Source organism: Namhaeicola litoreus, assembly GCF_042679565.1.
Classification (GTDB): Bacteria; Bacteroidota; Bacteroidia; order Flavobacteriales; family Flavobacteriaceae; genus Namhaeicola; species Namhaeicola litoreus.
Genome location: NZ_JBHTMY010000001.1, coordinates 186,152 through 198,042, shown reverse-complemented (window position 1 = coordinate 198,042; position 11,891 = coordinate 186,152). Strand labels below are relative to the sequence as shown.

The 11,891-nt window shown below is 35.3% G+C and carries 10 protein-coding genes; 9 read left to right on the top strand and 1 reads right to left on the bottom strand.

The features are described 5' to 3' along the window. Positions 1–7: 7 nt before the first annotated feature. Complete coding sequence (locus ACFQ39_RS00860; protein ID WP_377175483.1) at positions 8–778, bottom strand: patatin-like phospholipase family protein; 771 nt, start codon at positions 776–778, stop codon at positions 8–10. Between the two features lie 159 nt (positions 779–937). On the opposite strand from ACFQ39_RS00860, the gene leuS reads away from it, so the two are divergent. The 9 genes from leuS to ACFQ39_RS00815 all read left to right on the top strand — a co-directional run bounded on the left by leuS (position 938) and on the right by ACFQ39_RS00815 (position 11,891). Beyond that, positions 938–3,757, top strand: coding sequence for a leucine--tRNA ligase (gene leuS, locus ACFQ39_RS00855; RefSeq protein WP_377175481.1), 2,820 nt, complete (start codon positions 938–940; stop codon positions 3,755–3,757). A gap of 237 nt (positions 3,758–3,994) precedes the next feature. After that, positions 3,995–5,392 carry an anthranilate synthase component I family protein gene (locus tag ACFQ39_RS00850; RefSeq protein ID WP_377175479.1) on the top strand — a complete coding sequence of 466 codons (1,398 nt, stop codon included), beginning with the start codon at positions 3,995–3,997 and terminating at the stop codon, positions 5,390–5,392. Between the two features lie 13 nt (positions 5,393–5,405). Beyond that, a complete protein-coding gene (locus ACFQ39_RS00845; RefSeq protein ID WP_377175478.1) occupies positions 5,406–5,975 on the top strand; it encodes an anthranilate synthase component II in 570 nt (189 codons plus the stop codon). Between the two features lie 9 nt (positions 5,976–5,984). Beyond that, entirely contained in the window at positions 5,985–6,977 is a 993-nt protein-coding gene (trpD, locus tag ACFQ39_RS00840) for an anthranilate phosphoribosyltransferase (protein WP_377175476.1), read from the top strand. A 6-nt stretch (positions 6,978–6,983) separates the two neighbouring features. Further along, a complete protein-coding gene (gene trpC, locus ACFQ39_RS00835; protein ID WP_377175474.1) occupies positions 6,984–7,769 on the top strand; it encodes an indole-3-glycerol phosphate synthase TrpC in 786 nt (261 codons plus the stop codon). After that, positions 7,762–8,412 (top strand): phosphoribosylanthranilate isomerase, encoded by a 651-nt coding sequence (locus ACFQ39_RS00830; RefSeq protein WP_377175472.1) that lies wholly within the window; start codon positions 7,762–7,764, stop codon positions 8,410–8,412. The genes trpC and ACFQ39_RS00830 overlap by 8 nt, the downstream gene beginning before the upstream one ends. Positions 8,413–8,422: 10 nt before the next feature. Continuing rightward, positions 8,423–9,607: a tryptophan synthase subunit beta gene (gene trpB, locus ACFQ39_RS00825; protein WP_377175471.1), complete on the top strand. Its 1,185-nt coding sequence runs from the start codon at positions 8,423–8,425 to the stop codon at positions 9,605–9,607. Positions 9,608–9,617: 10 nt separating this feature from the next. Then, the gene (trpA, locus tag ACFQ39_RS00820; protein WP_377175469.1) at positions 9,618–10,379 is read left to right on the top strand and encodes a tryptophan synthase subunit alpha; all 762 of its coding nucleotides are present in this window, start codon (positions 9,618–9,620) and stop codon (positions 10,377–10,379) included. Between the two features lie 57 nt (positions 10,380–10,436). Then, entirely contained in the window at positions 10,437–11,891 is a 1,455-nt protein-coding gene (locus tag ACFQ39_RS00815) for a sensor histidine kinase (protein ID WP_377175467.1), read from the top strand.

Below are 11,891 nucleotides of genomic sequence, written 5' to 3'. Positions count from 1 at the left end.
AAAATTATTAATTGATTGCTAATTTTATCTGGTCGATTTCTTTTTTGGCTTGTTCATAACCTAATTGAAAAGATTGTTCGATTGATTTGGTATCTAAAACACCTATTTTCTTTAAATTTTGTGGTATAAAGACATAGTTGCAATGCTTGAATTTTTTAATGTCTTTTGCATCTAAGCCAATCTGATACACTCTATAAATGAGCTTTAGGGTGCTGTCAATCTGATTTTTGGAGATGTTTTCAAGAGGGTTGATAAAGGAGCCAATTAAAACATCTGTAGATTTTTTTAAGGGTTGAATAGGAAAGTTGTCCAGAATTCCTCCATCACAATATAGTTCTCCATTGATTTCTATTGGTGAAAAAACAGGCGGCAAAGCAGAGGAAGCAATAAGAGGTCTAATCAATTCTCCTTTCGTAAAATACCTTAGTTTTCCAGATAATAAGTTGGTCGCAGTAATATAGGTCGGAATTCGAAGTTGTTCAAAAGCGTCTCTAGGGAAGATTTTTTTAAAAGTAGAAATAAACTTTTCACTATCTATAATACCAGGTTTAGAAAAGGTATATAGAGAATACCTAAAAAGAGAGGTGTTTTTAAAGAAATCTAACATTTCTTTTGTTTCATAACCATTGGCATACATTGCTGCCACGACAGCACCGGCACTTGTGCCTCCAATCGCATCAATTTTTATGTTTTCCTCATTTAAGCATTTGATCAAACCAATATGTGCCATAGTCCTCACTCCACCTCCAGATAAAATCAAGCCTATTTTTTTTGTCATTTTAAAAAGTAATTTGCTTTTCTTTTGGTTAAAATTAGCTACTATTTTTCAGAAAGGAGAATTCTTTTGTCTTTTGGCACTTTAAGAGTAAATTTGCAACTCAAAAATAGGCACTTCCGCAAGGTAATCCCATAGAATACTTAAAAAATCATTTTTTTGATGAAGTACAATTTTAATGAAATAGAGGCCAAATGGCAAAAATATTGGAAAGAAAATAAAACTTTTCAGGCAGAGAATAACAGTGATAAGGAAAAGTTTTATGTGTTAGATATGTTTCCTTACCCTAGTGGAGCTGGGTTACATGTAGGTCACCCATTGGGTTATATTGCCAGCGATATTTATGCCAGGTATATGCGCCACAAAGGTTATAATGTTCTTCATCCCATGGGTTATGATTCTTTTGGTTTGCCAGCCGAACAATATGCGATTCAAACAGGTCAACATCCTGCTACAACAACAGAAGAAAATATCAAAACATATAGGAGGCAATTAGATCAAATTGGATTTAGTTTTGATTGGAGTAGAGAAGTACGTACATCAGATCCTGATTATTATAAATGGACGCAATGGATTTTTATTCAATTATTTAACTCCTATTATTGTAAAGATGCAGACCAAGCCAGACCTATTGATGAATTGGAAAATATTTTTGTCCAGGAAGGAAACGTTAAGATAAATGCCGCCTGTGATGAAGGAGTTCATTTGTTTGGCGCAGAAGATTGGAAAGGTTTTTCTAACCGTAAAAAGCAAGAGATACTGTCAAAATACCGATTAACCTATTTATCTGATACTGAAGTTAATTGGTGTCCGGCCCTTGGTACTGTTTTGGCAAATGATGAAATCGTAAATGGTGTCTCTGAAAGAGGCGGACATCCTGTTGAACGCAAAAAAATGAGACAATGGAGCATGCGTATAACGGCATATGCTCAAAGATTGTTAGATGGGATGCAAAAATTGGATTGGCCACAGCCTTTAAAGGACTCACAAACGAATTGGATCGGTCGGTCAGAAGGAGCCTCAGTTAAATTTAGGGTTGATGGATTTAATGAAAAGGAAGCTGTAATTGAAGTGTTTACGACCAGGCCGGATACTATTTTTGGTGTGTCATTTATGACTTTGGCACCCGAACATCCTTTGGTAGAGAAAATTACAACTTCAAAACAAAAGGAAGCCATTGAAAACTATATCAAAGCCACTGCAAAAAAGAGTGAACGAGATAGAATGTCGGATGTGAAAACCATCAGTGGAGAATTTACAGGTGCATATGCAATTCATCCGTTTAACGGAAATCAAATTCCCATTTGGATTGGTGATTACGTTTTAGCAAGCTATGGCACAGGTGCCGTGATGGCGGTTCCTTGCGGAGATCAAAGGGATTATGATTTTGCTAAATATTTCAACTTACCAATTCCAAATATATTTAAGGATGTAGATATCTCTGAAGCAGCTTGTGAAGACAAAGATGCCGTCATTGCAAATTCAGATTTCATTAATGATTTGCCAGGAAAAAAAGCAATTAAAGTAATCACAAAAGCACTTGAAGAAAGAAAAATTGGAAAAGGAAAAATAAATTACAGACTGCGCGATGCTGTTTTTTCACGACAAAGATATTGGGGAGAGCCCTTTCCAGTTTATTACAAGGATGAAATGCCTGTGATGATCGATACAGAATATTTGCCTTTGCGCTTACCCGAAGTAGAAAAATATTTACCAACTTCTGATGGAAAACCTCCATTGGGGAATGCAACTGTATGGGCTTGGGATACGAAGGAAAATAAAGTTGTTTCGAATGATAAAATAGACCATCAAATAGTTTTTCCATTAGAATTAAATACCATGCCGGGATGGGCCGGTAGTTCCTGGTATTTTAACAGGTATATGGATGCAGCGAATAAAGAAGAATTTGCAAGTAAAAAAGCATTGAATTACTGGCAGGATGTCGATTTGTATATTGGAGGAAGTGAACATGCAACAGGGCATTTATTGTACTCAAGATTTTGGCAGAAATTTTTGTTTGACAGAGGCCTTTTACCTGTTGATGAATATGCCAAAAAATTGATCAACCAAGGAATGATCTTGGGTACGAGTGCTTTTGTTTATCGTATAGAAGGTCAGAATAAATTTGTTTCCCACGGTTTAATTGGTGAGCAAAAAGTGCAGCCGATTCATGCGGACGTATCCATGGTGAACGCTTCTAATGAACTGGATTTAACTGCGTTTAAAGAGTGGAGACCCGAGTTTAAAGATGCTGAATTTGTACTTGAGAACGGAAAGTATATGGTAGGTAGAGAGGTGGAGAAAATGTCAAAATCTAAATACAATGTTGTGAATCCCGATGATATCTGTGCTTATTACGGAGCCGATACTTTGAGAATGTACGAAATGTTCTTGGGACCCCTGGAGCAGGCAAAGCCATGGAATACTGCCGGAATTACCGGGGTTCATTCCTTTTTGAAAAAGCTATGGCGATTGTTTTTAAATGGCGATAATTTTGAGGTGTCTGAAGAAAATGCTTCGGCAGAAGAATTGAAAACATTGCATAAAACGATTAAAAAAGTGGATGAGGATATTGCTAATTTTTCATTTAATACGTCGGTCAGTTCTTTTATGATTGCCGTAAATGAATTAGCTGCATTAAAGTGCAATAAGCGCAGTATTTTAGAACCGCTTACCGTTTTGTTGTCTCCCTATGCACCTCATATTGCAGAAGAGTTATGGTCTCTCTTGGGGTATGTAGATTCAATTTCTACTGTTCCTTTTCCTGTATTTGAAGAAAAATATTTGGTAGAGAGTACTAAGAATTATCCGATTTCATTTAATGGAAAATTAAAATTTACCCTAGAACTACCTTTAGACCTGAATTCGAAAGAAATAGAAGAAAAAGTGTTAGGTCACGAAAAAACACAACAAATTTTGGAAGGAAGAACACCAAAAAAAGTAATTGTGGTGCCGGGAAAGATTGTTAACGTTGTGGGTTAGTTTTTTAGGTGTATATATTACGAATAATATAGGGAAATTGAGAGTTAGCTATAATTATTATAAACTTTCTTTGTTTTTTGAAAATTGTTGTTAAATTTGCTCAAGTAAAAATGAAAAATCAATTTGTACATACTTGGTGGTGGTCTTTGCAGAATTACAGTTCCGTGAAGTAGTACTTGTTGTAAAAAAATATAACTAATTGGCTTGTCTTCACGACAAGCCTTTTTTTTTCGAAATATGATCTATCAAATTAAAACATCATTCAAAAAAATTCTATCGGATACCATAACACCTGTGAGTATTTATTTAAAGATTCGCGATAATTTTCCAAATAGTATTTTATTAGAATCATCTGATTATCATGGTAATGAGAATAGTTTTTCTTATATCTGTTTTAATCCAATCGCGAGTATTTCTGTACAAGATTCTAAAATTCATCAACACTTTCCAGATGGGAAGGATCTTGTAATCGAGATAAATCAGGGGGTCGATGTTCCAATGGAGATTCATAATTTCAGTCAAAAGTTTGAAGCAGAAGACCAGAAATTTAAATTCATCAACAACGGTTTATTTGGCTATATAAGTTATGATGCTGTTCAGTTTTTTGAAGATATTTCTATTACTTCAAAAGAAAATAAATTGCAAATACCAGAAGTGTATTACGCAGTATATCAGAATATTATTGCGATCAATCATTTTAAAAATGAGGCTTTTATATTTTGTCATAGCCTTTCAGGGAAAAATAATACAGACGAAATCCATCAATTAATCGAGAATAAAAATTTCGCCTCTTACAGTTTTAAAAATGGGGATGATGAAGCGTCTAGTTTTACTGACAATGAATACCTAGAATTGGTAGAACAAGCCAAAAGGCATTGCTTTAGAGGAGATGTTTTTCAACTTGTATTATCTCGTCAGTTTTCGCAAAGTTTTAAAGGAGATGAATTTAATGTATATCGTGCCTTGCGTTCCATTAATCCCTCACCTTACTTATTTTACTTTGACTATGGTGATTTTAAAATTTTTGGTTCGTCGCCCGAAGCTCAATTGGTTGTGAAAAATGGAAAAGCAGAAATTCATCCTATTGCAGGAACTTTTCGAAGAACCGGTAACGATGAAAAAGATCTCGAAGCAGCAAAAGCTTTGGCTAAAGATGAAAAGGAAAATGCGGAACATGTGATGTTAGTTGATTTAGCAAGAAATGATCTCAGTAGGAACGGAGAACATGTGCATGTTGAAACTTATAAAGAGATACAATTTTTTTCTCACGTCATTCATTTGGTTTCAAAGGTAGTAGGCGAGAAGTTTAAAGATGCTATTACCTATCAAGTGGTGGCCGACACATTTCCTGCAGGTACGCTAACGGGAGCACCAAAACACAGGGCCATGCAATTGATAGATCAATATGAAAAGACGAATCGCACATTTTATGGTGGTGCTATTGGCTTTATGGATTTTAAGGGAAATTTTAATCACGCCATTATTATCCGTTCATTTCTGAGTAAAAATCACAGGCTTTTTTACCAAGCAGGTGCAGGAATTGTGGCAAAATCAGATCCTAAAAGTGAATTACAAGAAGTGTACAATAAATTAGGCGCCCTGAAATTAGCCCTAGAAATGGCGGAAAAAATTTAATTCAGCAAAAGCGATGTCAAAGAAAATATTAGTTATTGACAATTACGATTCATTCACCTACAATCTCGTACATTATTTGCAGGATTTAGATTGTGATGTAGTTGTAAAAAGAAACGATAAACTCAGTTTGGAAGAAGTTAAGGATTTTGACAAAATTCTTTTATCTCCAGGACCGGGAATTCCGGATGAAGCAGGATTGTTGAAACCGATTATTGAAAAATATGCCGCGACAAAAAGTATTTTGGGAATCTGTTTGGGGCAACAAGCTATTGCTGAGGTGTTTGGTGGGAAATTAGAGAATCTAAGTCAGGTGTATCACGGCGTTTCTTCACCCATCTTTCTAACCGAGCCGGATGAGGTTTTATATAGTAATCTTCCGCAAAATTTTGAGGTAGGAAGATATCATTCCTGGGTAGTTTCGAGCGACTTACCAAAGGATTTGATCGTCACATCCATCGATGAAAACGGCGAGATCATGTCTATTAAGCATAAAGACTATGATGTCCGTGCTGTACAGTATCATCCTGAATCTATTCTAACAGAACACGGAAAAGCTATTTTAAAAAATTGGATAGAACATTAGAGAAAAGCTATGAAAGAAATTTTAAATCGATTAATTCAGCACGAACGTATCAGCAAGAATGAGGCGAAAACGGTTTTGGTAAATATTTCAGAAGGAAAATATAACAACAGTCAAATCGCATCTTTTTTAACGGTTTATATGATGCGAAGCATTTCTGTAGAAGAGTTGGACGGTTTTAGGGAGGCGCTGTTAGATCTTTGTTTACCCATAGATCTGTCTGATTTTGAAACAATAGACCTGTGTGGAACAGGAGGAGACGGAAAGGATACTTTTAACATTTCTACTTTAGCCTCTTTTGTCACAGCTGGAGCAGGTGTAAAAGTGGCCAAACACGGAAATTATGGTGTTTCTTCCAACTGCGGTTCTTCAAACGTATTGGAGTATTTGGGAGTAAAATTTTCAAACCAACAAAGCGTGTTACAAAATGCAATTGATAAAGCGGGTATTTGTTTTTTGCATGCACCACTTTTTCATCCGGCAATGAAAAATGTCGGACCAATTAGAAGAGAATTGGGTGTAAAAACGTTTTTTAATATGCTCGGGCCTATGGTGAACCCCTCTTTTCCAAAGCATCAATTGGTAGGCGTATTTAATTTGGAATTGGCGAGAATGTACAGTTATTTATATCAAAACACGGATAAAAATTTTGCCATTTTACACGATTTGGCCGGATATGATGAGATCTCTTTAACAGGACAGACAAAGATCATTAGTAACAAAGAGAATAGAATGTTTTCTCCTGATGAAATTGGTGTGTCAATGCTTAATCAACAAGAAATAAAAGGAGGAAAAACAATTGAAGAGAGTGCTGCAATTTTTAGAAAAATATTAAACGGAGAGGGCAATAGTGCACAGAATAATGTGGTTTGCGCAAATGCAGGATTGGCCATTTCGATAGTGAAAAACACAAGTCACCAAGAAGGTTTTGAGCTTGCCAAGCGATCTCTTCAAGATAAAAGAGCCTTAGACAGTTTTAAAACATTAATAGCTTTATCAAATTAAAAAGTCATGAATATCCTAGATAAAATCATTCAGGACAAAAGAGTAGAAGTAGAGGCAAAAAAGTCTTTAATTCCGATTGAATTTTATAAGCATTCACCATTATTTGAAAGAGAAACTTATTCGTTGGCCGATTCAATAAGAACCGGAAGCGGTATCATTAGTGAGTTCAAAAGAAAGTCGCCTTCAAAGCAGATAATCAATGATCAAAATGGTGTTGTTGAAGTAGTAAAGGGCTACGAAATGGCAGGTGCTTCTGGGATATCGGTATTAACCGATACAAAATATTTTGGTGGTGCATTAGATGATTTAATACAGGTGAGAAATAGTGTGGATATTCCCGTTTTACGTAAGGAGTTTATCATCGATCCATACCAGATATACGAAGCTAGAGCCTTTGGTGCCGATGCTATTTTACTCATTGCTGCCGTCTTAAATAGTTCTGAAATAAAAGATTTGTCTGCTTTGGCAAAATCTTTGAGTTTGGATGTTCTTTTGGAAGTGCATAACGAAGAAGAATTAAAAAAGTCTCCTCTTGGGTGCGTCGATTTGGTGGGCGTCAATAATAGGAATCTAAAAACTTTTGATGTAAGTATTGAAATCAGTAAAAGTTTATCGGAATTGATTCCAAAAGAGAAAGTAAAAGTATCTGAAAGTGGTATTAGCAATGTTTCGACCATTTTGGAATTAAAAAGATGTGGGTTTCAGGGTTTTTTAATTGGCGAAAATTTCATGAAAACAACAGATCCTGGATTAGCCGCAATAGATTTTATTCAAGACTTGTATCATGGTTAAAATAAAGGTTTGCGGAATGAAGTATCAGGAGAATATTGAGGCTTTATCTCGATTATTACCTGATTATATGGGTTTTATATTTTATCCAAAATCTAAAAGATACTTTGAAGGAAATATGCCTAAACTACCCCAAACAATAAAAAAAACAGGAGTTTTTGTAGATGAAGAAATAGATCAATTGGTCAATTTAACATTAAAATATAATCTCCAAGCCATTCAGTTACACGGCGATGAATCCGTTGAATATATCAATGTTTTAAAACAGAAAATTGTAGATTCTGGAATGAAGAAATTAGAAATAATTAAAGCTTTTGCTGTTATAGAAGGTTTTAATTTTCAACAGTTAACAACTTACAAAGAAACAGTGGATTATTTTTTGTTCGACACAAAAGGGAAAGAAAAAGGTGGAAATGGCATTTCCTTTGATTGGGATATTCTCAACAGTTATAACCTTGATAAACCCTACTTTTTGAGTGGTGGAATTGGCATAGAAAGTTTGGATAAAATAAACAAATTTTTGAATCAACCTAGTGCAAGGAAATGTAAGGTTTTAGATGTAAACAGTAAATTTGAAGTAGCTCCTGGAGAAAAGGATATCAAATTAATAGATGCATTCACAAAAGAGTTGAATTCTTTGAATTAAAAAAAATATGATGAATTATCACGCAAACGAAAAGGGTTATTACGGCGAATTTGGAGGTAGTTTTGTACCTGAGATGTTGTACCCAAATATGGAAGAACTCCAAGAAAACTATCTTGAAATCATGGCAGATCCGGATTTTAAAAAAGAGTTTCAAGGTTTGTTAAAGGATTATGTAGGAAGACCTTCGCCCTTGTATTTAGCAGAACGACTTTCTGATAAATATAAAGCCAAAATCTACTTAAAAAGAGAAGATTTAAACCATACAGGTGCTCATAAAATCAATAATACGATCGGACAAATTCTTGTTGCTAAACGCCTTGGTAAAAAAAGAATCATTGCAGAAACGGGAGCAGGTCAACACGGCGTAGCCACGGCCACTGTGTGTGCCTTAGCCGGACTTGATTGTACGGTATATATGGGAGAAATAGACATTGCCCGCCAGGCGCCTAATGTTGCGAGAATGAAAATGTTGGGTGCTAGAGTTGTTCCGGCCACATCAGGGAGTAAGACTTTGAAAGATGCTACCAATGAAGCCATAAGGGCATGGATCAATAATCCTGTTGATACACATTATATTATAGGTTCTGTAGTAGGATTTCATCCATATCCCGATATGGTTGCTAGATTTCAATCGGTGATATCAGAAGAAATGAAATGGCAATTAAAGGAGCATGAAGGAACTGAAAACCCTAATTACGTGATAGCCTGCGTAGGTGGTGGTTCGAATGCTGCCGGTGCTTTCTATCATTATTTAGATGATGAGAATGTAAAGCTAGTAGCTGTTGAAGCAGCAGGAAAGGGTGTAAACTCAGGAGAATCTGCTGCGACCTCTATTTTAGGAAAAATCGGTATTATCCATGGAAGTAAAACGATCTTGATGCAAACGGCAGATGGCCAGATTGTTGAGCCCTATTCAATATCAGCCGGATTGGATTATCCAGGGGTTGGACCACAACATGCTCATTTGTTTCAGACAAGAAGGGCAGAATTTTTAAATGCCACAGATGACGAGGCAATGGAAGCAGGTTTAGAATTGAGTAAATTGGAAGGAATAATTCCTGCCATAGAAACCGCTCATGCCCTGGCAGTTCTTTCAAAAATATCTTTTAAACCCGATGATATTGTTGTAATCAATTTGTCTGGAAGAGGGGATAAAGACCTCAATACCTATATCAAATACTTTAATCTAGCCTAAGCGTAGAGCCATGAATCGAATCAATCAAAAACTAAAAGAAAATAGAAAACTATTGTCTATTTATTTTTCTGCGGGATATCCTGAACTAAATGATACCGCAGTGATTATAGAAAAGTTGCAAAAGAATGGTGTAGATATGATCGAGATTGGATTACCTTTTTCTGATCCTCTTGCTGATGGACCAACCATTCAGGAAAGTAGTACACAAGCTCTAAAAAACGGAATGACGAGTGATTTGCTATTTGATCAGCTAAAAAATATCAGAAAAACAGTTGAAATTCCGCTTATTATCATGGGATATTTTAATCCTATTTTGCAATATGGTGTAGAAAAGTTTTGCGAGAAATGTGCTGAAGTGGGGATAGACGGATTAATTATACCTGATTTACCTGTGGATGTTTTTCACGATAACTATGAAGAAGTGTTTTCGAAACACGGTTTGATCAATGTGTTTTTGATTACGCCCCAAACAAGTGAAGAACGAATCAGATTCATTGATAAAATTTCTAAAGGATTTATTTACATGGTGAGTTCGGCAAGTACAACGGGAGCTAAAAATTCATTTGGAAATGTACAGAGTGCTTATTTTGAAAGAATTCATGCAATGAATTTAAGTACACCGCAAATTGTTGGATTTGGAATTTCGAATAAAGACACTTTTGAACAGGCAACCACATATGCCAGAGGAGCCATCATAGGCTCAGCTTTTGTGAAATGTTTGACAGACCAAGGCTTAAACGGAATTGATTCTTTTATCGATTCCCTGCGTTAAATAGAATCGGCGGAATAAAGAAATAACACTTTTGTTATCTTTATAAAAAAAAAATTCATGAACCTTAAATCGGTATCACTTCGTACGCGTATTTTTATTTCGATGATACTATTGGTTGTTGTGGCATCTATATTGATTGCGGCAATAACCATTTATCAATACAATGAACAGACCGAAGATTACCATCAAAAAAGATTAGAAAGAAAAGAAGAGGCCATTAAATCGGCTGTGACTTATGAGTTATACCATAACGCCCAGAATCCTTTAGACACTACTTCAGCGGTAAGGATAATTAGTCAAAAAATCAATGAAATTTCTGATATTCATAATATCGATATGAATATTTATGATTTAAATGGTAAACTTATCGGTAGTTCTAATAGAATTAGCGAAGCAGGAAGAACTAAGCAATTAAATGAAGATGTTCTCAACAAGATTAGAAATAACCCTGATAATAGGGAAGTAGTTTTTTTAGAATCAGGGAAAGATAAAAAGTACAGATCGTCCTATTCTTTTATTTTAAACCCGAGTTTCAAAAGAGTGGGTATTATTGGGGTGCCTTATTTTCAAGATAATTCTTTCCAGGATAAAGAGTTGCGAGAATTTTTAGGACGTTTGTTTATGGTGTATTTGGTGATTTTGTTTCTGGCCATTTTGATCGCTTATTTTTTATCTAATTATATCACCAAATCTATTCAATATGTAAGCGAAAGATTAAAAGCTACAGAATTAGGCACCAAAAACGAAAAAATTATTTTAGATGATACGAACGATGGTATTTATGCATTGGTCAATTCATATAACAAAATGGTAGATCAGTTGGAAGTGAGTGCTGTAAAATTGGCCGAAGTTGAAAGAAAACAAGCTTGGCGCGAAATGGCTCGTCAGGTGGCCCATGAAATTAAAAACCCCTTAACACCAATGCGCTTGACCATACAAAGTTTTGAGCACACTTTTGATCCTAAAGATCCTGATATCAAAACAAAAGTCTCCGAGTTTAGTGAAAGCCTGATTCAACAAATAGATACCATGAGTACCATAGCCAGTGCTTTTTCAAGCTTTGCCGAAATGCCTAAACAGAATAAAGAAAGATTGAATGTGGTAAACGAAGTAAAAATTGCCCTGGATATTTTTCACGAACCATTTATTCAATTTCATCCTGATAAAGAAATGATTTATGCGAATTTGGATAAAATTCAATTGACTAGAATCGTAACAAATCTGGTGACAAATGCAATTCAAGCTTTACAAAACCAAAAGAATCCTTTTATCGATGTGCGACTTTTAGAAACAATTGAACATATCATTATTCAGGTGGCAGATAATGGAGAAGGGATTACCGAAAGCGATGCCCAAAAAATATTCGAACCTAAATTTACAACCAAAAGCAGTGGCATGGGATTGGGCCTTTCTATGGTGAAAAATATCATTGAAGCCTATGGTGGCACCATACAATTTAACTCAGAAATTAATGAAGGAACAACCTTTATAGTAACCTTACCTAAAAATTAA